The sequence below is a fragment of the Symplocastrum torsivum genome, assembly GCF_059505465.1.
The window spans coordinates 54,777-76,784 of the sequence record NZ_JCACKQ010000002.1; the positions used below are offsets into that span (position 1 = coordinate 54,777).

General features: G+C 44.0%; 26 protein-coding genes and 1 pseudogene. 15 read left to right on the forward strand and 12 right to left on the reverse strand.

Annotation, left to right across the window (positions count from 1 at the left end; all coding sequences use genetic code 11):
* Nucleotides 1-44 precede the first annotated feature (44 nt).
* Both AC5JL3_RS00835 and AC5JL3_RS00840 read right to left on the reverse strand, forming a co-directional pair.
* Nucleotides 45-461 (reverse strand): HNH endonuclease, encoded by a 417-nt coding sequence (locus tag AC5JL3_RS00835; protein ID WP_496072680.1) that lies wholly within the window; start codon nt 459-461, stop codon nt 45-47.
* A complete protein-coding gene (locus AC5JL3_RS00840; protein ID WP_496072681.1) occupies nt 416-1,360 on the reverse strand; it encodes an RNA-guided endonuclease InsQ/TnpB family protein in 945 nt (314 codons plus the stop codon). Before AC5JL3_RS00840 ends, AC5JL3_RS00835 begins: the two co-directional genes overlap by 46 nt.
* Nucleotides 1,361-1,380: 20 nt before the next feature.
* Between AC5JL3_RS00840 and AC5JL3_RS00845 the strand changes: the two genes are divergently transcribed.
* The 3 genes from AC5JL3_RS00845 (at nt 1,381) to AC5JL3_RS00855 (ending at nt 3,076) form a co-directional block, all read left to right on the forward strand.
* Nucleotides 1,381-1,530 carry a hypothetical protein gene (locus AC5JL3_RS00845; protein WP_496072682.1) on the forward strand — a complete coding sequence of 50 codons (150 nt, stop codon included), beginning with the start codon at nt 1,381-1,383 and terminating at the stop codon, nt 1,528-1,530.
* Nucleotides 1,531-1,618: 88 nt separating this feature from the next.
* Nucleotides 1,619-2,365 (forward strand): galactosyltransferase-related protein, encoded by a 747-nt coding sequence (locus tag AC5JL3_RS00850; protein WP_496072683.1) that lies wholly within the window; start codon nt 1,619-1,621, stop codon nt 2,363-2,365.
* A 147-nt stretch (nt 2,366-2,512) separates the two neighbouring features.
* Nucleotides 2,513-3,076, forward strand: coding sequence for a hypothetical protein (locus AC5JL3_RS00855; protein WP_496072684.1), 564 nt, complete (start codon nt 2,513-2,515; stop codon nt 3,074-3,076).
* A gap of 80 nt (nt 3,077-3,156) precedes the next feature.
* On the opposite strand, the gene AC5JL3_RS00860 is transcribed toward AC5JL3_RS00855, so the two are convergent.
* Nucleotides 3,157-3,525 (reverse strand): endonuclease domain-containing protein, encoded by a 369-nt coding sequence (locus AC5JL3_RS00860; RefSeq protein WP_496072685.1) that lies wholly within the window; start codon nt 3,523-3,525, stop codon nt 3,157-3,159.
* 187 nt (nt 3,526-3,712) lie between these two features.
* On the opposite strand from AC5JL3_RS00860, the gene AC5JL3_RS00865 reads away from it, so the two are divergent.
* The 3 genes from AC5JL3_RS00865 to AC5JL3_RS00875 all read left to right on the forward strand — a co-directional run bounded on the left by AC5JL3_RS00865 (nt 3,713) and on the right by AC5JL3_RS00875 (nt 7,940).
* Nucleotides 3,713-5,956: a phenylacetate--CoA ligase family protein gene (locus AC5JL3_RS00865; RefSeq protein WP_496072686.1), complete on the forward strand. Its 2,244-nt coding sequence runs from the start codon at nt 3,713-3,715 to the stop codon at nt 5,954-5,956.
* Between the two features lie 118 nt (nt 5,957-6,074).
* Nucleotides 6,075-7,229, forward strand: coding sequence for an alpha-hydroxy acid oxidase (locus tag AC5JL3_RS00870; RefSeq protein WP_496072687.1), 1,155 nt, complete (start codon nt 6,075-6,077; stop codon nt 7,227-7,229).
* A gap of 228 nt (nt 7,230-7,457) precedes the next feature.
* Entirely contained in the window at nt 7,458-7,940 is a 483-nt protein-coding gene (locus AC5JL3_RS00875) for a hypothetical protein (protein WP_496072688.1), read from the forward strand.
* A 188-nt stretch (nt 7,941-8,128) separates the two neighbouring features.
* On the opposite strand, the gene AC5JL3_RS00880 is transcribed toward AC5JL3_RS00875, so the two are convergent.
* Nucleotides 8,129-9,019, reverse strand: coding sequence for a metal ABC transporter permease (locus AC5JL3_RS00880; RefSeq protein ID WP_496072689.1), 891 nt, complete (start codon nt 9,017-9,019; stop codon nt 8,129-8,131).
* 57 nt (nt 9,020-9,076) lie between these two features.
* The gene (locus AC5JL3_RS00885) at nt 9,077-9,826 is read right to left on the reverse strand and encodes a metal ABC transporter ATP-binding protein (RefSeq protein ID WP_496072690.1); all 750 of its coding nucleotides are present in this window, start codon (nt 9,824-9,826) and stop codon (nt 9,077-9,079) included.
* A 73-nt stretch (nt 9,827-9,899) separates the two neighbouring features.
* On the opposite strand from AC5JL3_RS00885, the gene AC5JL3_RS00890 reads away from it, so the two are divergent.
* Nucleotides 9,900-10,964, forward strand: coding sequence for a metal ABC transporter solute-binding protein, Zn/Mn family (locus tag AC5JL3_RS00890; RefSeq protein WP_496072691.1), 1,065 nt, complete (start codon nt 9,900-9,902; stop codon nt 10,962-10,964).
* 34 nt (nt 10,965-10,998) lie between these two features.
* Here AC5JL3_RS00890 and AC5JL3_RS00895 read toward each other — a convergent pair whose 3' ends face one another.
* Nucleotides 10,999-11,649: a hypothetical protein gene (locus AC5JL3_RS00895; protein ID WP_496072692.1), complete on the reverse strand. Its 651-nt coding sequence runs from the start codon at nt 11,647-11,649 to the stop codon at nt 10,999-11,001.
* Nucleotides 11,650-11,988: 339 nt separating this feature from the next.
* Here AC5JL3_RS00895 and AC5JL3_RS00900 point away from each other — a divergent pair, with 339 nt between their 5' ends.
* Both AC5JL3_RS00900 and AC5JL3_RS00905 read left to right on the forward strand, forming a co-directional pair.
* Nucleotides 11,989-12,729, forward strand: coding sequence for a hypothetical protein (locus AC5JL3_RS00900; protein ID WP_496072693.1), 741 nt, complete (start codon nt 11,989-11,991; stop codon nt 12,727-12,729).
* Nucleotides 12,689-13,207 (forward strand): PIN domain-containing protein, encoded by a 519-nt coding sequence (locus AC5JL3_RS00905; protein WP_496072694.1) that lies wholly within the window; start codon nt 12,689-12,691, stop codon nt 13,205-13,207. The genes AC5JL3_RS00900 and AC5JL3_RS00905 overlap by 41 nt, the downstream gene beginning before the upstream one ends.
* Here AC5JL3_RS00905 and AC5JL3_RS00910 read toward each other — a convergent pair.
* Together AC5JL3_RS00910 and AC5JL3_RS00915 are read right to left on the reverse strand one after the other, a co-directional pair.
* Nucleotides 13,204-14,109, reverse strand: a complete 906-nt coding sequence (locus AC5JL3_RS00910) for an LAPAL motif-containing putative phage structural protein (protein ID WP_496072695.1) — start codon at nt 14,107-14,109, stop codon at nt 13,204-13,206. The genes AC5JL3_RS00905 and AC5JL3_RS00910 overlap by 4 nt on opposite strands.
* Before the next feature lie 285 nt (nt 14,110-14,394).
* Nucleotides 14,395-14,775 carry a hypothetical protein gene (locus AC5JL3_RS00915; protein WP_496072696.1) on the reverse strand — a complete coding sequence of 127 codons (381 nt, stop codon included), beginning with the start codon at nt 14,773-14,775 and terminating at the stop codon, nt 14,395-14,397.
* A 113-nt stretch (nt 14,776-14,888) separates the two neighbouring features.
* On the opposite strand from AC5JL3_RS00915, the gene AC5JL3_RS00920 reads away from it, so the two are divergent.
* On the forward strand, nt 14,889-15,161 hold the full coding sequence (locus AC5JL3_RS00920) for a hypothetical protein (RefSeq protein WP_496072697.1): 273 nt from the start codon (nt 14,889-14,891) through the stop codon (nt 15,159-15,161).
* Here the strand turns inward: AC5JL3_RS00920 and AC5JL3_RS00925 are convergent.
* The 3 genes from AC5JL3_RS00925 to AC5JL3_RS00935 all read right to left on the reverse strand — a co-directional run bounded on the left by AC5JL3_RS00925 (nt 15,129) and on the right by AC5JL3_RS00935 (nt 18,430).
* Nucleotides 15,129-16,694, reverse strand: a complete 1,566-nt coding sequence (locus AC5JL3_RS00925; RefSeq protein WP_496072698.1) for a B12-binding domain-containing radical SAM protein — start codon at nt 16,692-16,694, stop codon at nt 15,129-15,131. The two genes, AC5JL3_RS00920 and AC5JL3_RS00925, sit on opposite strands and share 33 nt — an antisense overlap.
* 251 nt (nt 16,695-16,945) lie before the next feature.
* Nucleotides 16,946-17,608: a MotA/TolQ/ExbB proton channel family protein gene (locus AC5JL3_RS00930; protein ID WP_496072699.1), complete on the reverse strand. Its 663-nt coding sequence runs from the start codon at nt 17,606-17,608 to the stop codon at nt 16,946-16,948.
* 15 nt (nt 17,609-17,623) lie between these two features.
* Nucleotides 17,624-18,430 (reverse strand): LmeA family phospholipid-binding protein, encoded by an 807-nt coding sequence (locus AC5JL3_RS00935; RefSeq protein ID WP_496072700.1) that lies wholly within the window; start codon nt 18,428-18,430, stop codon nt 17,624-17,626.
* A gap of 157 nt (nt 18,431-18,587) precedes the next feature.
* Between AC5JL3_RS00935 and AC5JL3_RS00940 the strand changes: the two genes are divergently transcribed.
* Nucleotides 18,588-18,725 (forward strand): hypothetical protein, encoded by a 138-nt coding sequence (locus tag AC5JL3_RS00940; RefSeq protein WP_496072701.1) that lies wholly within the window; start codon nt 18,588-18,590, stop codon nt 18,723-18,725.
* Between the two features lie 85 nt (nt 18,726-18,810).
* On the opposite strand, the gene AC5JL3_RS00945 is transcribed toward AC5JL3_RS00940, so the two are convergent.
* A complete protein-coding gene (locus AC5JL3_RS00945; RefSeq protein WP_496072702.1) occupies nt 18,811-19,728 on the reverse strand; it encodes an alpha/beta fold hydrolase in 918 nt (305 codons plus the stop codon).
* Nucleotides 19,729-19,969: 241 nt separating this feature from the next.
* Here AC5JL3_RS00945 and clpS point away from each other — a divergent pair, with 241 nt between their 5' ends.
* The 4 genes and pseudogenes from clpS (at nt 19,970) to AC5JL3_RS00965 (ending at nt 21,987) form a co-directional block, all read left to right on the forward strand.
* Entirely contained in the window at nt 19,970-20,257 is a 288-nt protein-coding gene (gene clpS / locus AC5JL3_RS00950) for an ATP-dependent Clp protease adapter ClpS (RefSeq protein WP_192219431.1), read from the forward strand.
* A gap of 267 nt (nt 20,258-20,524) precedes the next feature.
* Nucleotides 20,525-21,301, forward strand: a complete 777-nt coding sequence (locus tag AC5JL3_RS00955; protein WP_496072703.1) for a CPBP family intramembrane glutamic endopeptidase — start codon at nt 20,525-20,527, stop codon at nt 21,299-21,301.
* A 51-nt stretch (nt 21,302-21,352) separates the two neighbouring features.
* Nucleotides 21,353-21,643, forward strand: coding sequence for a nucleotidyltransferase family protein (locus AC5JL3_RS00960; RefSeq protein ID WP_496072704.1), 291 nt, complete (start codon nt 21,353-21,355; stop codon nt 21,641-21,643).
* Nucleotides 21,640-21,987, forward strand: a pseudogene (locus AC5JL3_RS00965) (HepT-like ribonuclease domain-containing protein). The gene AC5JL3_RS00960 and the pseudogene AC5JL3_RS00965 overlap by 4 nt, the downstream one beginning before the upstream one ends.
* Nucleotides 21,988-22,008 lie beyond the last annotated feature (21 nt).

Sequence of the window (22,008 nt, forward strand, 5' to 3'; positions counted from 1 at the left end):
GTGAGACTTTCACCTCACACGGCTCCTCAATAATTTGGTGCTTGTCATGCATACCTCATTACCCATTTATCCTCGACTTTTTCAAGTCTCTTGGTGGGCTTAGGCTCGACACTATTGCAGTCGGATTTATTGCCAGGAACATCTACAGATTGCTTCAGATTTGGGTCTTCGTTATTTGCGTATGCCTTGGCAATTGCTTTGACACGTTCAAATCTTTCGACTATTTCCCTTTCTTTAGCTTTAGCTTTTGCTAGGTCTGTAGCTGTCTTTGTATCGTGGCAATGTCTATGTAGAAGTTGCCAATTGTCATAGGAATCCTTTCCACCTTTCGATTTTGGAATTTTATGGTCAACTTCCATCACATCATCTTCACGGAAAAACATATCGCAGTAGGCACACTTCCCTTTTTGCTTTTTCAGGAGTTTGGATACCCTACTTGGCATTTCCGGGTTGTTACCCATTCAAGTATTTGCAGAAACTCTCCCAAGGCTAAGTCAGAAACTTTTCTACCCCAAAGACGTTTCATTCCCTTGAGGTTTAATGCTTCAAAGCACAGCACATCGAATTGGTCAGTCAATTTGTGAGCAAGTTTCCAGAACCAGTCACGTCTCCGATTAGCTACAGCTTCATGTTTTCGAGCTAAGTTGAGCCTCGCTTTCTCTCGATTGTTTGACCCTTTCACTTTTTGGGAGTGTTGCCTGGATGCCCGTGCGATCTCATTAAGACTCACTTTGAGGAATAATGGTGATTCAATCTTAGAGCCGTCAGAGCAGGTGAGAAATGTCTTGAGTCCAAAATCAAATCCGCCAATGTTACCTGTGCTTGATTTAATTTCCGACTCACTAACATTGTCAACAACTACAACCATAAACAACTCACCTAATGGTGATCGCTTAATAGTCAGTGTTTTGACCGTTCCTTCTATTTCCCTGGAGTTCCAGTATTGGTAGACCCTGTTACCTATCTTGACTCGATTACCACCCAGAAACTTGTAGCCAGCTTGCTTGAGAGTGAAAGACTTGTATTTCCGAACTTTCTTAAATCCTGGTGATCTGACTCCTTTTTTATGATGTTTGAAAAACAACTGGTAGGCTTTCTCAATCCGCTGGCAGATATCCTGTACTGCTTGCGAACCAACTAATTGCCAAAATTGTTTACGCTTTCGCAACTTAGCTATGTGCTTCTGAAGTCGCGCACAGTTCAAGTGCTTCTTCCACATTCGGTAATAACGTTTGTGGAGAGCAATACAGTGATTATAGATAACTCCGGCAGCATTAATTGACCGCTTCAGATATCTATTCCGCCTATGACTGTATAGCTTGAACTTAAGACTCTTCATATCTTTAATGATATCATGCATCTATACAATGTATAGATGCCATGAAGAAAAAACCACTGAGTCTACGAATTGAAGAAAATCGCTTAGAAAAGCTGAAGGGGTACGCCAATCTAAAAAAGAAAACAATGACCCAACTGATAGAAGATTGGATTGATAGACTACCACCTCTACCTAGCGATGATTGCACTTAAAAGTGCATACGCTACATCCCACCCATGAATGAGGTGGGCTTTGCTTGTTTTTCTGTAAAAGCTAGCGTACCTGTGCTTAGACAAAGAGATGAAGTTATCCCTAATTGTTGCCTATCGTGGACGTGAGAGCCATTTGAGAACACAGCTTGCCTGGTGGAAAAAGCAATCTGTGCAAGGATTATTGGATACGTGCGAACTTGTGATTGTTGAAGCTGACAAAGAGCGATCGCATTGGATTGAGAAAAAGATTGAGGATACCACAAATATCCAATATGCTCATTTGCTTAACAGTGGAACCTTTCACAAAACAAAAGCTCTAAATCTAGGCTTAGCACTATCAAAAGGTCAATTTGTCGCACCATTTGATGTTGATTTAATTCCTATAGAAAACACCTTACTGCGACATCTCAAAATGGCAGAATTATCGCCGCATTTTCTAGTAACTGGATATCGTGTCATGTCAAGTTCTCTAAGTGTTGATGTTGATAACTTAGCCACTGAAATCGAACAGACATCAATTGCTCCAGAAGATATGCCAACAGCACTTTGGAAACAGCTTATTCGACAAGAACGCTTTGGCGTTGTGCCGTTATTTAATCAGTCTCGTCTTGTCGAAATCGGTGGTTGGGACGAAGCCTTTGTTGGTTGGGGTGGGGAAGATCAAGACATCATTGAGCGGTATCTTGACGGTGGGCGATTCTTGTGCAGGTGTCCAGAACTTGTGTATTTACATTTGCCTCACGAACCTAACCAACAATGGACAGAAGCCCCGCTTGTAGAGCAAAACAGGAAGCATTATTACGAAAAAATGCAAGCTCGACGAAAACCCATGTGAGCTAGAGAGAGCAGAGGAAAAGGCTCTATTGAGAAACGGTAAGTATATATACAGATACGGATTTCGGGTTTAGCGCCATAGATTGGGCATTATTACCCTGCAATTAGAGATTTAGAGATAACGTATGAAACACAGAGGTACACAAGAGTGAAAAAGGTAAGTAACTGGAAAAGTGCGATCGCCTTTGTTACATTGACGTTCTTATCTTTGATTGGAGTTAAGACTGCCTCGGCGACTACAGTAACGGCACAGACAACACAACCCGAAACCCAAAGCTCAACACCATTTCTCAATCCTGGTGAAACAATCCTGGCTCAGAGTTGCCCCTACGGAGGCACTAAATCACCTTATGCGAGGGTGACAACTCGACAGGGAGGTTCCGTCAATATCCGTTCCAGCCCTAACGGGAGAATCATCGGTGCAGTACCCAATGGCTGGGCTGTTGTCCCAGGTAGGAAAGACCCAACTGGCAGATGGACTTATCTTGACTATGGCACCTACTATCGTTACCCCTCTTTCATTTCCGCTCCAACGCTCCGAAGCGGTTGGGTTTCAACAGCTTTCTTAAGACAGCTTGGGTCGTTTTGTGAAAAGCCAGTGTCGATGATGCGTAGCAATCTCAAGGCGTTATCTGGAACCAAGCAGGTTCTAGTGAATGAAGACTGGGTGCAAATGGGTGACAGGATAGCTAGCAGGATTCCTAAGAAATAAGCGATCGCGTTTTTCATTTCAGGATGAAGCTTATTGCCCCCTAAATCCCCCAATTCTGGGGGACTTTGAACAAAAAAATATTAGATTCTTTCACCAATGACCTCTAAAATCTGCTGGAGAACTCCATCCAAATTGGTCATTACTGCCTGATTGTGAAACCGCACCACTTGATATCCAAAGCGGTTGAGTTGCTTGGTGCGAGCTGTATCATAATCAATTTGTTGGTCATGGATTTCTCCATCCAGTTCAACCACCAATCGACACTGAGGACAGTAAAAATCAACAATAAACGAACCCACTGGATGCTGACAGCGAAACTTGAAGCCGTTGAGTTGGCAATTTTTTAAAGCTTGCCATAAAGTCCTCTCAGCAGGAGTTAGGTTCTGCCGGAGGTGTCGAGCAGCAGCAACGATATTCGGAGTGGTTCCCCGGATGCGCTTAGGTGGCATAGGTAAGTGACATAGTTTAAGATTGGAGACTTTCTACGAGTGCCCATTACAAGCCGATTATCCACCAGTTTCCCACTCAACAGTTCAAAGTCCCCCAGAATTGGGGGATTTAGGGGGCGAAAGGGACTCAAACGCGCACCAGGGTTGTGTATAAACAGTACCTTCCCAAAGGTTCAAAGCAAGCCCTATGAGTCAAACGCTTGAACACCTGAGGCGGATGCTAGAAGCAGCAGTAACAACACCAGGCAATTACGATCGCTTTCGTGAAGCAGGTTTGATTCATAGTAATGATTGCCTTCAACTTTCACCTGACTGGCAGCAGGCATTTTTGAACCTCCGCCCAATTGATAAACAGACGGTTCGTGAGAGTCCGGGTTTGTTTCTCGCAGACGTTGACGATATTGTTTATCGCGGTGCTACCAGTGGCAGTCGAGGGCAGTCTTTTATTTATTTTGCGGGTACAAAGTGGAACGAGGTGAGGATTAGCTCACGTCGTCGAGCGCTTGAATGGTGGGGTATAGGTGAAAATACTCCAATCATTAATGTTGCCAGTCGGATGCAACCTGTACGGGCAATTGATGTTGCGATCGCAGGTGAACCTACGCAATATTTTATTCACATACTGAACAGCCTAATAACAGAGCGTCCAGTTGTGATTCGCGGCTATCCTAGCCGATTGTGTGAAGTTGCGACACGGCTTAAAAATAAGAGTACACCAAGTGTCATTGCTGTCATTTGTACTGGAGAATGCCTCTTTGAATACCAACAAGCTTTACTAGAATCAGTTTTCCACGCTCCAGTTATTAACGAGTACGGGTGTCAAGAGACAGGGATTTTCGGGCTGACTTGTCCAGAAGCCGGACACCTACATCTCGATGGTGAGCGCTGCTTGTATGAAGTCATCGATGGGCAACTGGTTACAACCGACCTTTTCAACCTCGTGATGCCAGTTGTACGCTACAAATGCGGCGACCTTGTAGAGTTAAACACAGAACCCTGTCCCTGTGGTCGTCCTGGTTTTACAGCCAAGGTTTTGGGACGCATTGAGGACAATGTTCGCACAATTGAGGGCTTAAAGCGTCCAGGTGAAATTTCCATGCCAGCCCTTGAGGGTATTCTGAATTACCAGGTAGTGCGTCGGGAAGGGACACAGATTGATATTTGGATACAGCCAGGAGACTCTGTGGATTTCACACCTCAGTCCTTAGAACCTCTGGTTAATTGGATGGACGCTACGTTTGGAGAAGTCCGTGCTGAAATCTTTTTGGATGATGCTCAGGAGATGAACACTGTGCCTGTGCGTCGTTGTAATGATGCGTTCTGGATTCGCTGCATTACCAAGGAATCGTGGACAAAATGGTTGAATGAGCCACGATTACCAAAAGGTGCTGCTTTTCAGGCGGCTCAATTACTGAAGAAACTGATCGAGCCAGGAGTGATTGTTGGTTCTGGGTTACCGCCTACAACCCAGGCAATGCTAACTGACATTCTTGATAGTCCACCTTGTAAAGAGCCACAGGTAGAACGGATGACAGCGCGGGTATTGCTGTTTGCTTGTAGCTTCCTGGCTGATGAGCCAGAGGTGGTATCAATTTATCATCGTGCTGCCGAGAGAGTGAAGCGTGCTGTGGCACAAATTGGTCAGTATGATGGTACTGCAATTGTTGACTTACTCGTTCCCACACTTTTTCTAGAGACGAACGTTGCAACAGCAATCTGGGCTGAGTATCCTTTACCTGTACATTTACAAGGCTCACTCGATACCTTTAACGTCCATCATCTGCTACATGCGTTTGAGCCAGCACTACGTCAGGCAAATGCATCTGGGTCAAAAACTATTGTGCGATCGCTAAAACCTATCCTATCTATATTGATTGGTGATCTAAACTTTTTTGCGCCACGCTTTGGGACTTGGCTTCTTGCTCATTGGGGTGAGCTAATTCATGGACAAGCGATCGCATTATCCCCCATACCAAAAGCACCCAAGGATGATGATTTTTTGACGGCTTGGCTGGCATGGCGGCAAGACATGATCAGGGGTGGACAGCATCAAGATATAAGATTATCTGCATTAGCTGACGCGGCGCGAGCGCATGAAGAACAAGCACGAGTTTACCTGGAGAAAGGTTACGGCAAGTTAGTTAGGGGAGAAGAACTTCACCCGCATCAGTGGCTCGACATTCTGGGGGCGAATGCTGGGATATTAAGTCAGGGACTACCCAGTGATGAGGTCGATCCAATTCCCTGGGCACCAATTATGCGATCGCTAGTTAAGCCGTTACAGATGCGCCAAGAGTACGAATTAGCTTATCAATGCTTGGTTGCCTCAGCAATACCATCGTCTCGTACCTCTGCATTTGAACGTTTAGCATTGAAGGTTAACGACAAGCAATCAGTGATTTACGACCTTGTTGCTTCAGGAATTATCTGAATCTACGTTACTAGTGCAGTTGCAAAAAATAGTCGAGTTGAATGTGCGATCGCTTATCAGGTAGAACTGTCACTGTGCATCGGCAGCGGTAAACTGATAGAACTCAGTTTTTCTCCAGATGAACGCTCAGATTCCACTCCTTAATTTATTTGAATACGAAACAAGAGCTACTGAACACCTCACTCAGATGGCGCTTGACTACTATGCTGGTGGTGCTTGGGATGAAGTCACCCTACGGGATAATCGGGAAGCTTACGATCGCATCAAGCTTCGTCCCAGGATGTTGATGGATGTCCTCAATCGCTCAACTTGCACAACGGTTCTTGGGCAAACCTTATCGATGCCTATTCTCATTGCCCCAATGGCGTTTCAGTGTTTAGCTCATCCAGATGGAGAAGTTGCGACAGCCAGAGCTGCTAGTGGTTTGGGAACCAGTATGGTAGTGAGTACACTGGCGACAAAAAGTTTGGAAGACGTTGCTGATACCTCGAACCAATGGCGACAGGAAAACCAGGAAGTAATTGAGCAACAAGAGGAGTTAGCATCCAACAATTTTTGGTTTCAACTCTATGTACATCGCGATCGCGGTTTAACTCAAGCTTTAGTAGAACGTGCCCAATCTGCTGGTTATCAAGCAATTTGTCTAACTGTCGATTCTCCAGTTATGGGACACCGGGAGAAAGATAAGCGTAACCAGTTTACGCTACCTACAGGAATGTCCCTAGCCAATTTAACGACTCTCAAAGACTTGAAAATCCCTGAACGTTTTGGCGAATCTGGCTTATTTGCCTACTTTTCCGAACAAATTAATCCAGCACTAACCTGGGCTGATTTAGATTGGTTATGTTCTTTATCACCTTTGCCTGTGGTTGTCAAAGGGATTCTGCGAGGAGATGACGCGCTAAAAGCTGTGGAACATGGAGCAAACGCCGTAATTGTATCGAATCATGGGGGGAGACAACTTGATGGTGCGATCGCATCAATTGAGGCTTTAAGTGAAGTTGTCGCGGCTGTCTCTGAGCAAGCTGAAGTCTTGGTAGATGGTGGTATTCGCCGAGGAACTGATGTTCTCAAAGCTTTAGCCCTAGGCGCAAAAGCCGTTTTACTGGGGCGTCCCGTGTTGTGGGGACTTGCTGTTGGGGGAGAAGCCGGAGTACGTCATGTCCTTCAACTGCTACGCGATGAACTAGACATTGCTATGGCATTGAGTGGCTGTGCGTGTGTTGATGATATTGATTCGAGTTTGGTATTGCCTCCAAAGTTTGGTTGGTAGCTGAAATTAGGCAGAGGAGACAAAGGACTCTTTGTCATAGTCACCCAAGGGTTTAGCAGCAGCCCCAGCGACCGTGCTAACAAAGTCAATCTGTCTCAAGGCTGATTGACTTTAATAGCTCTAAATCGGGTTTAGAACTGCGGGATTAACAGAAGGGTAGTAGCGCTAGAGATTTTCTTCTAATATATTAAGAAATATTAATTAACAAAAAAACCTATCCATAGGAACATGTCTGACAAAGTTTTAGGTAAACCGCGCCCTCTATGGCAAGTCATTCTCTTCTCAGGTGCCAGCTTGATGCTCTATTACGGCTGGTACAAGTGGATAATCCAAGAAGAATTGCGTCGTTACAATGGCGATGGTTGGTCGGGTACGCTGTGCTTACTTCCTTTTGTCTTAGGTGTAGTGGTTCCCCAAGCTTTATGGATATTTGACCCGGATGTTCCCGGATGGTTTGGCTGGTTTTCTTTGCTAGGTGTTGCCTGGATTTATATTGTTCAATTCAGGTTGTATAAAACGGTGAATGAACTTTATCGCCAAGAAGGTTTGAAAGCACCGCTTGTTGTTTGCTGGATTTTTGTACCAGGACTAAATTTAATTGTTGGATTCAGACAAATTCATTTTTTAAGTGAATATTGGGCAATGAAACAAAAGATTACGGTTAAAGATCCACTCGCCCAGAGTATTCCTTTCCTCTCAGCAAATGCTTGATATAGCAATCAGCAGTCAGCTTTCAGCGGTCAGCTTTCAGTCAATTAGGCTCTAGCGAAGGAACGCAAGCTCCCGTTAAGGTCCTAACCTAAGTGGCTACTGCTATATAGCTCCAAAGCCGTCAGCTATCAGCGGTTCAGATTCCCGTCTTCTCAAAGAAGACGGGAATCTAGCCTTCAGTTTGCCGTTTACTTATCACCATGTTTTCGAGATTTCAGCGATCGCAAAATTGCAGTTGTGCGATTAGCAATTTCTGGACGTGTCAAAATGCCTTGTGAAGGGCTAAATAAAAGCGCAAGTAAAAATAAACTGAAGGTTACCAATACGATCGCTGGGCCAGAGGGGATATTCAAGTAGTAGCTGCTGTAAACCCCGCTGATACTAGCAATAATTCCTAAAATTGCTCCCACTATCATGACTTGGTGTACTTCTTTCACCAAGAGATATGCTGTAATCCCAGGCCCAACGAGTAGGGAAATGACTAGCACAACACCTACCGTTTGCATACTCACAACAATCGTGAGCGTGATACCCGCCATTAAACCGTAGTGAAGGGCATTAATCGGATACCCAAGCGCTCTAGCACCCAGTTTATCAAAGGTAAAAAATAGTAATTCTTTATAGAAGAGTTTAACTAAACCTAAAATAATTACAGTAATGATAGCCGTGCGCTGAACATCATTGATTGTTACGCCCAAGATATCACCAAATAGAAAACTATCCAAGTCTAAATTACTTTTTAGCAAGGTAATTAGAACAATACCTAAAGAAAAGAAGCTAGAGAAGGTTAGCGCCATTGCTGCGTCAACTTTGACACGGGATTGTGAGCGAATCCAGGCAATTACAAATGTACTCAAGACACCGGAGATGAAAGCTCCGAGTAAAATATTAACGCCCCAGAAAAACGCGATCGCAAGTCCCGGTAAAACCGCATGGGCTATCACATCTCCCAGCAAAGCCATGCGCTGAACAATCAGATAGGTACCCACCACCGGGCAAAGAATTCCCGTGAGAATGCCTACTGCGATCGCATTTCGTATGAACTCGTAGCCCAGTGGTTCTATTAACCAATTCAGCATATTAATGGTAGATTTTGGATTTTTATGCCTGTTTTAGCCTCAAATAATCACTAAGCTCTAACAAACATATATCGTCTCTGCTGACTCATTCAAAAGTTGTGACTGTAAACCAGCACCATAAGCCTGTTGAATATTGTCTAATGTCATCACCTCTTGAGGAGAACCATTAGCAATTAAATATTGGTTTAACAACAGCAAGCGATCATAGTGAGACAATTCCTTCCCCCACTCATGAGAACTAATTAATAAAGTTTTCCCCTCTGCCTTTAGTTCAGCAAATATCTGAAAAATAATCGCTTCAGTCTTTTTATCAATACCTGCAAGGGGTTCATCAAATAAGAATAAAGAGGCTTGCTGTGCTAGCGCTCGTGCCAAAAAAACCCGTTGCTGCTGTCCACCCGAAAGTTCTCCAATTTGACGATGCCGCAGTTCCCACATTCCTACCCGTTGAAGTGCGGTGGCAACAATTTCTTTAGATTGATGATTAGGAGAACGGAACCATCCGGTGTGTTTGCTACGTGCCATCATCACCACACTCCAAACGGTTGTCGGATAATCCCAGTCAATTTGCGATCGCTGTGGCACATAAGCACAGCAACGAAGCTGTTGTTTGAGTACCTGTCCGCAAAACTTCACGACACCACTTGCCGTAGGCACTAATCCCAGCATCGCTTTAATCATTGTGCTTTTACCAGCACCATTGGGACCAATCACACCAACTAACTGTCCTGGTTGTAAGTAGAAGCTGACATTCCCTAAAGCGCGAACCCCCCGGTAGTTGACAGCTAAGTCTTGAACTTCTAACATTAACGAGCAATATGAGAATCATTATCGTTCTATTATATTGGCTCAAAGACTGGTCATGTTAAAAAGCATCGTCATGAAAACTCGCAGCTTAGGAAGCACAGCTTTCTTGCTACTGGTACTAGGGATAACAAGCTGTAGTGTCCGTCAGCAGACAACTAATTCAGCGTCTGACACAACGGCGACATCACCGTCCTCAGCAAATAGCGAAAAGCCAAAAGTTGTCGCAACTAGTAGTGTCCTTTGCGACATTACCCAAGAAATTGCCCAAGATACCGTTGATCTTACCTGTTTGATTCCGGCAGGGACTGACCCCCATGTGTATGAACCAAAGCCAAGCGATCGCAAAGCGATCGAACAAGCACAACTCATTCTCTACAACGGCTATGGTTTTGAACCGGGGTTGATCAAGATTATCGAGTCAAGCAAAAATTCTGCGTCAAAAGTCGCTGTCAGTGAAGTAGCTGTTCCTGAACCCCTTGCTGGTGAAGAGCATGATCATGAGGGTGAGGAAAAAGCAGAAGCCGGTCACGCTCATGAACATGAAGGTGAGGAAAAAGCAGAAGCCGGTCACGCTCATGGTGAAACTGACCCCCATGTTTGGAATAATGCCCAAAATGGTATCCGCATCGCTGAGACAATTAGCGACAATCTAGAAAAGTTATCCCCCAACAATGCCGCACAATACACCAGCAACACCGAAAAAATGACCAGTGAACTAGCGCAGCTAGATAGCTGGATTAAATCGCAAATCAGCACAATTCCAGCGAATCAACGCACATTGGTCACAACTCATGATGCAATGGGCTATTACTCTACCGCTTATGGTATTCCTGTAGAAGGTGCTTTACAGGGTATTAGCACTGACGAAAGAGCAACAGCAGGACGGGTAAAAGAACTGGTGGGAGAAATTAAAAGTACGAAGGTACCCACAATTTTTGCTGAAACTACAGTTAATCCGAAGCTGATCGAGTCGGTAGCTAAAGAAGCGAATGTTAAAGTTTCAGACCGAAAATTGTATGCCGATGGAATCGGAGAAAAGGGTTCAGAGGGTGATACTTACGAGAAGATGCTGATTGCCAACACCCAAACAATAGTGGAAGGACTGGGAGGCAAGTTCACGCCATTTCAGGCGAAATAAAGAGAAATACACAATCAATCCGAAGGTGGAATAATCAAGCGTAGGCTTTTTTTAGTTCTTGCCAGCGCTGGTTCCACAGTTGTTGCATCGCTTGCATCACCTCTGGTAAGTCAGAAAATTCTTGGCTTTGCTGTCGAATTTCCGGGGCTAATCGCTCTAGTCCCGTAAAATCTCGGCAACAGTACAACACTTGTTGCCAAGCCGAATACCACTCGCTTCCGGCTTGCTGATGAGCGCGAATGGGAAGAGTGCGTTCTTCTTCTTCCCGCAAGTGTTGAGCTTGTTGCGCCCAAGCGTCCCGCCACGGTTGCACGGCTTGAGGATTGTCATGCTCATCGTACCAGTCTCGTTCGCTGCGTAAGATTCCGCCTAACTGGTCGAGGCTGGCGCGGGATGTGCAGCGTTTGATAACAGCAATTCCCTGTTCAATCCAGAGGGGCAAGCTGCGATAACTGATGAATTTGGCACGGGATTCAACGAGTTTCACCCAGATTTGGTGCTGCCAGCACTCTATGCGATCGATTTGGTTGAGGGAAACTTTGAGGAAAGTGGCAACTTGCTGCCGTACTTGGTCGAGGGGTAATTGTCCGGGGTCGATGAACCCGGCGGTGATTAAGTTCTGGGACATGAGGGTAGATTGCTCCTGTTTTTGGGTGAAGGTGTAGTGACCCAAAATATTAGCCACCCCGCTTTATTGCATAGAAAGTCGGGGTGGCTAGAGGAGTGTTACCATTTCTTCTAGCCTCCAGACTGCTTACTCAGTTGGGGGGTTAGCCGCTCTTAAGCTCTGAACTAGCTTTTGAGTGGCGCTAAGATTTTTAGGTTTACTGAGTTAATTAAGATTACCTTAGCAGATTGAGTGATTTCTGCAATAAGGTCAAGTTTTTGTTATAAATCTTTAGATGATTTTGTTCTACTGTGCCTCATCTTAAGCTCCATAGCGTTAGCATAAGCTTGTTACAGAACTCAGAACACAATAAGGGTAAAATTATCAATTATAGCTTCTTTCTAGGAGGCGCAAAAAATGCTTAACGAAATTATCTGGGAGCTTGAAAAAGATCAATTTAATGAAACAGCACTTGATGTTAATAGTATCAAGCAAATTCTTGAAAGTCATCTTACTTCTAATGGAATAGAAGATGAAATCTCTGAGTTCTTTAGAGAAGTAGCTGCACTAAAAGGTAAAAGTGTTGATGATACACTACTTGAAATGATTGCAGGGAGTCAAAAATACATAGAGGCAGTCAATACACCTGTTGAGATTAAGGATGATATACCAACAAACGTAAATAAGTATGCAGATAAACTCGAAAAAATCTCTGTAGGTATAGAATCTTGCTGGGATATTTTTTCACAGGAAAGTCATCAATTTTTTATTAACTTAGCTTGGGATCTCTGTAGAGCAAGTTCAAAATTTTATGGCTGGAGGGGCCTATTGATTAGATTGCGGCTTCTTTTCCTCTCTATTCAACAAAAAGAAGATTTATTTAAAAAATATAAAGATTCTTTTTTGTTTATACCAAAAGCTGTGGATAGAGCTATAGAGCTTAGAGGCTCAAAGCCTACTGTACGATTACAGGCTACAGCACAATCTTTACTGAAACGTGCAAAAGGAATGAATACAGCCCAAGAAACATTATTACCATATTTAAGACACTTAGGACGTGATGAAGAAGAGCAATTAGAAAAGAACCAAGCAGCTATAGCGTGGGCTAAGGCAAGACTTGAAGAGATTCAAAGTAAAAGAAAGGGACAAAATTTATAGCGTGATTGTTATTTTAGACTCCGGAGTCCTTGGCTTACTAGCGAGTCCTGTTCAGGATGCATCTGAAGAAGAAGAGAATGAAATATCCCAATGTACACAATGGTTGTACACATTACTTTCTAAAGGCATTTATGTAGTAACTTCAGAAATTTCGGATTACGAGGTTAGGCGAGAGTTTATTCGTATACAAAGTGATGGTTTGGCAATTCTAAACAGCCTTAGAGAGGTGATTGATTTTCTCCCACTAACTACAGAGGTAATGCAAAAAGCTGCGGATTTTTGGGCTGATACACGTCAAAACCATGTACCTACAACAGATGATAAAAATATTGATGCAGACATGATTATTTCAGCTCATTGGAGTATATTAAGTGAAGCGTTTCCCGGACGTGCTGTCTTGATTGCTACAAAAAATATCCGGCATCTGAAGATATTTGCTCAAGAAAATGCTCAAGAATGGATGAATATTAAAATTTAGCTTCCTAATTTTTTGTCTTTAAACAAGGAAAGTTGGTTATCAGGAGGCATAGGTATAACTTCAATCACTTTCTGAATAGTATGCTGAGTAGATATTGACTCCCCTTTAAAATCATACTTAACTACAATTTCAACTTTCGCTTTAACTGCATCACCTGGTGCGATAATAACCTCTCTTTGCTTAAATTTTTTTAACCATTCTGAGTCAGTAATTTTTACATCAATCGATCTCCCGTCATATCTAAATTCCCATTTGGATTCACCTAAATAATCCGGCTTCTTAACTTTTAAAATCATCAATTGTTCAGATTTGATAGTCTCTTTGACTAATAAATTATCTCTCGACTCCGGAGAAATACTAAAATTCCGATTAACAGGCAAGTTTGATGAGCGAGTTAGATAATATAAATTATCTGCTGCCTGAAGCTCAGATGAAGCTAATTGAAACTTATCTATACTTAACAATAAATCTTTATCATTTGGAGGGGTATAAATGCCCAGAGTGTTAATATTAGTCTGGTTAGCTAAAGGTCTTAGTTTATCTTGTAACTCTAAAACTTCAGAATGACTCTTTATAGTATCCCTTTTATTGATAAACTTTATAATACAAGATTTAGATTCTACTAAATAAGAACTAAGGAGCTTTAAATTTAAATTGCTTAAATTGTTATTTACAGACTTGAAAGCAAATTTTAGCCAAACACTAATAGAGCCTTGCTCTATATTGTCTAAGAGTAGATCGGGTTCAATATCTATATCAAGAGATCTGATTAAACTTTTATCTGTTACTTGACAAAAATCTATAAGTCCCGAAAAAGCACGGAAAACTCTCGCCGGATCTTCTGTATCCCTAACAAAGTCAATCTTAAAACCAAAATCTGCTCTACCGGAAGATACAACCAAAGATTTTACTACCTATACAGACTTTAAAAATTTATCAACTATCAATTGTAAAACCAAATTCTTCTATTGAAATTCCTTTCTTTTGCTAAGGGATGTGCTCTTGCTTTGCACACTGCTCTGATGCGATCACCTTTTTGGATAGTTAGCCGAAGGCACTCACGCAGCCTTAAAATATTCCCACTGAGATCTATAGCTCTCTAGCCCTGAGTTATAAGATTGATATCTTGCCCGTTTTGCAACGAAGGGATGATTAGGATTCACGATATTGAGACAAAATTAGTGAGGCTACTTTTCATCCCGTTGAGTTTGCTTGAGAATTCTAGCAGAACGCTCGATCATAGCCTTCAACTCAGCCTCTACCAAATCTTCCAATTCTTCCTGAACTTGAGGAGAAAGCACCTCTCCAACAGCAACAGCCTCATGCAATCGATCCATCAGTTCCCGTAACCGTGCTTGTTGCTGTGCTGTAAACAAGTCATCGGGAAGAAATCGCTGCACAATCACCACTGTACAACCGCTCTGTTCACCTCCCCGTGCTGTCAATTCCTGCTCAATCCTATCGAGTGCTTGTCCTGGTGTTGCGCCTGTAGCCTCTTGCTCACCACAGATAGCTCGATATATTGTTTGCTCTGTTCTTTCTTCTGAAACAATCTCAATAGTTGTCATACTGGCTCAGGATAGGAGAGTTCATGACGAAAAATTCTACGGGTTCAGTAGGGTCTAAGGTTTAGCCTATCACTGCTCAAGGAGAGGCGATCGCACTTTACACATGACTAGAAATGCGATCGCTTTTTTGGATAGGTTGGCAGAATGCGATCGCCTTTGGGGAGGTAGGTGTTTTTTTCAACGCTGGCGAAATTATGGTTACATTCCTTATCACACAAGGGTTTGATGCGATCGCTTTTCCAATGCCATCATACCGAATCCGGGTCAGCTACCCCCTTTTTCGGCACCCATCGAACTTTGTAGAGACGTTCCGCCGGAACGTCTCTACGAATAAAACTAATTTCACGAATTCCCTAAGCACTGAGGACTGGTGGCTGTGCCTGTAAAACCTCTTTGGGTAATTCTGCAAGTTGAGCTTCAATCTGATCACGCACAATCTCGCGATATGCTAAAAAGTGTTCATTATGAGCACAGACTGTGAGGTAATGCTCCCAGACACCAGGATTATTCTTAATGATGCTAAAGAGATGATGCCAAAACTTCGTGCGAGTCTTGCGTTTGACTCCCTGACGCCAGCAGACAAGTAGCAGGGCTTTGAGATCTACCCAACTTGGTAGTTTTCCAGGAGGTTTGCACTTTGGCGCCCCTAGAATCAAGAAATGGCGATAGGCACGGTCTAAAAAGCGTTCCGGGTCATACAACTCACAAAACGCCTCAACATATTCCCTGGCGATGTCTTCCAGAGGTCGAGTTGGGATATAGTTCATCAAGGTGGCTTGGTCAATGTCGGTATCTTTGCTCCACAACCGACCCTCTTTTTCTAATCGGTGCCAGAGGGCAGTATTCGGTAAAGCTTGTAAGATGCCAAGTAGACCCGTAGGAATTGCTGTTTGCTCAATAAACCGGACAATCCGAGAACCTGCCCCAGCTTTCTCACCATCAAAGCCAATAATAAACCCAGCCATTACCCGCAAACCGGAGCGTGTAATCGCTTCCACAGAGTCACTAAGAGTTGTGCGTGTATTTTGGAATTTCTTGGTCAGTTGCAAACTCGCTTCATCTGGTGTTTCAATCCCCAAAAACACAGCATTAAAATTACACTCAACCATCAAATCCAATAACTCTTGGTCTTGGGCAAGGTCAATCGAGGCTTCTGTATTCAACGTAAAGGGATACTCATGTTCAGCTTGCCAAACTTTTAACTCTTTGAGGAATAACTTGACGTTGCGCTTATTACCAATGAAGTTGTCATCCACCATAAAGACGCTACGCCGCCACCCCAACTCGTAAAGGTAATCCAACTCTGCAATTAACTGGGCTGGTGTCTTCGTCCGAGGCTTGCGACCATAGAGGACAATAATGTCGCAAAATTCGCACTGGAAAGGACAACCTCGTGAGAATTGCACCGACATTGAATCATAAGCATCCAACTCCAACAAATCGAAGCGAGGAACAGGCGTTGTCGTCACATCAGGTTTTTCGCCACCAGAACGGAAAATTCCTGCTGTCTCACCCCGTTGAATCGCCTCAACAAACATCGGTAAGGTAATTTCCCCTTCATCCAAAATCAGGTAATCAACACCTGCTTCTGTTGCTTCGTAAGGTACAGAAGTTGGGTAGGGGCCACCACAGGCAACGCGCTTGCCTCGGCGTTTTGCTTCACGAATTTGATCGAGTAAGTCTTTTTTCTGGACAATCATCGCGGAAAGAATCACGACTTCTGCCCACTCCCATTCTTCCTCTGTAACGGCACGAACGTTCCGGTCTACCAGCTTAAATTCCCACTCTTGGGGTAAAATTCCTGCTACTGTTACTAACCCTAGAGGCGGCAGTAAAACTTTGCGGTTGACTAATTGAAGGACTTTCTCAAACGACCAAAAACTTTTAGGAAACTGGGGATAGATTAGTAAAACTCGCATTAAACCTCACAGCCTCACACTAAATTTAGCGGTTAGTTGGTTGACAGATTGGTTTTAAAGCTATAAGATATGCAACTTTTGCCTTCTATAACAAACCTTAAAGCTAATTACCAACCATTAGGTCAATGCTAACAACTCCCCTTTTTGTTTCTCTCTTGTCTTGAGGTATTTGTAGAAGCGATCGCCAAGCGAGAAGAGCAAAGCAGATCGCACAATGCTCGATTAGCCTCATACCAGTAATCCAGAAATAATCACACCACCTTCTTGTATGTTTCACTATACGGTGGTCTTCCATGCTCATAATAACGGCGATAGAGCAGCTCAAGCTTACCACCATACTCCTGAATCGCTGCCCGTTGGCGCCGATATAGCCCGCGAAATGTGTTGGCAAACAGTAGTGTAAAGATTGCCACGCATAATCCCGCTACAGTTGAGATTAAAGCCTCGCTAATGCCGCCTGTAACACCAGCCGTTTTGCTCCCTCCAATATCGCCTATCCGAAGCGCGGCAAAGGCGTTAATCAATCCGAGAATAGTTCCTAGAAGACCAAGAAGTGGCGAAATACTAATGATCGTTTCAAACACCGTGTTGAAACGGCTGAGTGTTGGCAACTCGGCTTGCGCTGCACTTTCTAGCGCCAGTTGAAATTCCTCTGGGGTAGCTTTTTCGAGTTCCAAAGCGGCGATAAAAATCCGTGCAATCGGTAGATCGCTATTTTGTTCTAGCTTGACCAATGCGGCTTGGGGATCGTATTGGTATAGCTTGAGAACTTCCCGGATGACCTTGTTCTGACGCTTCGTTACTCGCTGCCAAAAGATAATGCGCTCCAAAATTAATGCGATCGCAAGTATGGAGAACGCTAACAGGGGCCACATGACAACCCCACCTAAAGTAAAGAAGTTGCCGAGTGACATTATTGGCTTTTAAGCTCAGGGATTATTTGGGACGCGCTCAATTTGAGCATAGCCACTGAAAATCAGCCTTGTTCCTTGGGTTTCTAAGCGGTTGATACGCATCGTGACACCATCAAGGTTGAAGCGATCCAGATCAACCATATTATTTAATATCTCTGCCAATGCCGTCGTCAAGGTTTGAGAAATTTCTCGAAAAGACTCTGGTACAGCATCCGGTTCAAACTGAGCATCTTGAAAGAGAACACGACGACGCCGCTCAACTGCCAAGGTTGATGACATACTAATCGGTACTAAACCGTGTTCAGGGAGATTCCCTTTTGCAAAAAGCCGTATCCGGTTGTTGGGTTGCAATTGCACCTGCACGTCTGTGAAAGAAATTGGCTGACCACCAGAGAGTTCATCCAACGCTGGGATCGAAAGATTTTCCAGGCGCTTTCTTACCAGTTCGGCTTTGAAAGACTCGTTGATGTCGTCTTGAGTGAGTACAACTTGTGCGATCGCTTGTGTGGGTTGCTTTAGATTAAGCTGACCCTTCAGAACTGAGCCAAAATCCAGCGAGACAGCATCAGTTTCAAACGACATCTCCTCAGTCCGGAATTCCTTGCGGATTACCAAACCGCGACCACTCATTTTAAAACTGTCGATAATACCCTGTAACAATTTGCTAGACGGATAGCAGCGAACTGCAACCTCTATTGACTCGCTCCGAGTGAATAGGTGGCGAATCGTCTTGCTGGCGACTGTATTGAGCATCTGCTCTCCCCAGTCGGTACCAGGTGTATTCTTTGTACCGGCGAAGCCACCAAACATAACGTTGTGCATCCACGAGAGTTCTTTATAATTTGTAACAAAATGTGAAGCAGTCAGCAATCTATACTTTGACGGGTTGCAGGTTGAAGGGGAGGTAGCAGAATCACTGAACAGCCATCAACTAGTTTTGGCATAAAGATTCTTTAGTTGTAATACGGAAGTCGGCGAGATGGGGACAGAATTTCTTAAGGCATCTATCAGTTTTACTGACAAGACTTACGCCCAGACACGACACCTGGTGGGGGCGCAAAGCCTTGCACCCCTACAGATGGTGGTTCAAAGTAAAGGTGGTCTTGGCGACTCTTGACCCTCGCTCTCATACTGAAACCAAGACTAGTCAATATGCATCCCTTCTGCCTTCTGCCTTCTCCCCTGGAGCCTTTTGCTGTATTTCAAGTCGGTGAATCACTGGCAATCGACAGTACCCAGTCCCGTAGAATAGCATTCACCTGCTCTGGCACCTCATCATGGGGACAATGACCAGCCTGAAGATAGTGTTCGGTCAGTTGGGGATAATATTGACGGAACTGTGCGCCCCGTTCCTTTGAACGCATCCAGGGGTCGGCTTCTCCCCACAGCAGGAGTAACGGGCAGGTTAGTTGTTTGAGTAGGACATCAATTTTTTCTCCTTGGGGTGACTTGAAGACAGAAGCAAAAACTTTGTGGGCACCGACATCACAGGAAGGGCGATAAATTTCTTCTACCAGTTGGTCTGTGATCGCACTCTGGTCAAAATAAACTTTCTCAAGCGTATTGCGAATCACTGAGCGTTGTCGTACATATTGGAACAAGAGAAAGCTTGCCCAAGGTTGCAGCAAAACTGAGCGACTGACATCACCGATGAACTTTTGCAGAGGATTTGGTTGAGTCGGTACCTTGGTATCCGTAAATGGACCAGCACTGTTGAGTAAGACTAAACCAACCGCAGATTCAGGACGTTGTGCAGCCACACACAGCGCTGAATAACCCCCCAAAGAGTTTCCTGCCAAGACAGCAGGTTGACCGATGATATCGGTGATAAAGTCATTTAGCTGGTCACGCCACAAGTCGCCTCCGTATTGCCACTCAGGTTTAGCAGAGCGTCCAAATCCCAAAAGGTCAATTGCCCAAACCTCAAAATCGTTACTCAGTTCGGCAATATTTTTGCGCCAGTGGTCTGTGGATGCCCCGAACCCATGAACCAACAATAAGGGTGGGTGTCCTGATTTTTTTTCACCAGCTCGTACATAGTAAATAGATTGCCCTCGCCACTGCCAGTAAGTGCCTGGTATTGGTCTGGTAGCGGCATCTTGGGTTGCCTGTGTGGTCACGGGAAATGTTAAGTAACGTTAACTTATTTATTTTAGCGTTGGCGAAGAACTGGAACGAGCGTCGCTCTTAGCCTACTGTCAGGCTTAGCGCTTCCCTGTCATCTCGATAAGGAGGCAATGAAACTGATGTAATATCATGGGTTGGGACGAATAATGTTGAGTAATATAAAGACTAAAGATAAAATAATTCCCTGTAATAATGGGAATTCGTTTCTACACATGAACTGGAGAGGGTAGAGCAGTGTCTGTCGAAACTATTGAGAAGCGTTCAACATCAACAGTCCGTAAACCCGCGCCTCGCTACCGCGTTTTGCTCCACAATGATGACTTCAACTCGATGGAGCATGTGGTGCAGACTTTGATGTCAACAGTATCGAGTTTGACCCAACCTCAAGCGGTCAACATTATGATGGAAGCCCATATGTCGGGTATTGCTTTGGTTATTACCTGCGCTCAAGAACATGCTGAGTTCTACTGTGAAACGCTGAAAAATCACGGTTTGACTAGCACAATCGAACCGGATGAATAAGAGGTTGGGTTCTTAAGGGCTATGGGTTAGGCATCGCCTCAAGTACTACACTCTGTTCAAAAAATTGTGACTAAGTAGACAAAGCAGCCTGCGTTTAGAGCTTCTATAAATAGACTTCATCTATGGGGTGCCGAATTTTTGTTGGGAACGCCTACAGCGAACAGTTTGCAGGTACACTTCAAAAACTAGTTCTAGTTTTGTGCTGAGCTACATAGCCTTAAAGTTTTGAAATTTAACCTTCCTAAATTTAGACAATACCCAGCACCAATGCGGCTGGGATTTTTTCTTTTAATATTAGTGCTACTTTGGCTTCCGGTAGCAGCACCGATTTACTTTTTAATTTCTGACTCAAACTTGGTTACTATCCTGACGATGGGGCTATTGTTTGGGGAATTCCTGCTGTTGCTGCGATGGTGGGGTAGAAAAGTTTATCAACAACCCAAACTCCTAAAACGTTATGGTTTGGAACGAACGCGACAGAATGGATTAGATCTGCTCAAGGGATTGAGTATTGGTCTAATGTTTACCTTGAGTTTATTTGCCCTGGAAGGCTTGCTGGGTTGGCTGGAATTTCAGACACCTAAAGTAGTACTGCTACGGGTGATTTTAGAAGGATTACTCAGCGCCCTTGGCATTGGTTTTGCGGAAGAGTTAGTCTTTCGGGGCTGGTTGTTGGATGAGTTACAACGAGATTATACCCAAAAGGCATCACTCTGGATTGATGCGATCGCGTTTGCTGTACTGCACTTTCTCAAGCCGTTTAAAGAAGTGATTCGCACATTCCCTGCATTTCCAGGTTTGTTGCTGCTGGGGTTGACATTAGTTTGGGCAAAGCGATCGCGTAAAGGCCGTCTGGGTCTGCCAATCGGACTGCACGCGGGTCTAGTTTGGGGCTACTACATTATTAATGTGGGGCAATTAGTACAATATTCTGGCAACGTTTCTCCCTGGATTACTGGCGTTGATAGTAACCCAGTTGCAGGATTAATGGGGCTGTTATTCTTGAGTGTTCTTGCGTTCTGGATGAGGAAGCAAGCAATCTAAGAGAGAGTGAAATGAGGAGCAGAAATTCGACAGAATCTTGAGGATTTAGTTATGGGAATTGATGAATTACTGAAGGAAAAACGAGAAGAAATACTAAGGATTGCAGCACAGCACGGTGCTTATAATGTGCGGGTTTTTGGTTCGGTGGCGCGGGGGGAAGCTTCTAATGAGAGTGATATTGATTTTTTAATTGATGTTGGGGCAAATCACAGTCGTTGGTTTCCCGGTGGTCTATTAGCTGATTTAGAAGATTTGCTGGGCTGTAAAGTCGATATTGTCACGGAAAATGGACTGCATCGACTAATCCGGGAACGGGTTCTCAAAGAAGCTGTGCCATTATGACGGACAACCGCGCTTATCTAGAGTACATTCGCGAGTGTGTTGAGCGCATTACTGAATACACAAGCGAAGGAAGAGAAGCGTTTTTTGCTAATACAATGATTCAAGATGCTGCTCTCCGTCGCTTGCAAACATTAGCTGAATCGACACAACGCCTTTCCGATGATTTAAAGGTAAGGGTAACTGAGGTTGATTAGCGTAGTGTTTCGGGCTTTCGGAATATTTTAGTGCATGATTATTTGGGAGGAATTGATCTAAATATTATCTGGGACGTTATTGAGCAAGATTTGCCAGACTTGAAGGAGAAGATCGAGGCAATATTGGAAGAGTTGGAGGAGGATTCGTAAGGTAGATACTGACCGTAAGGA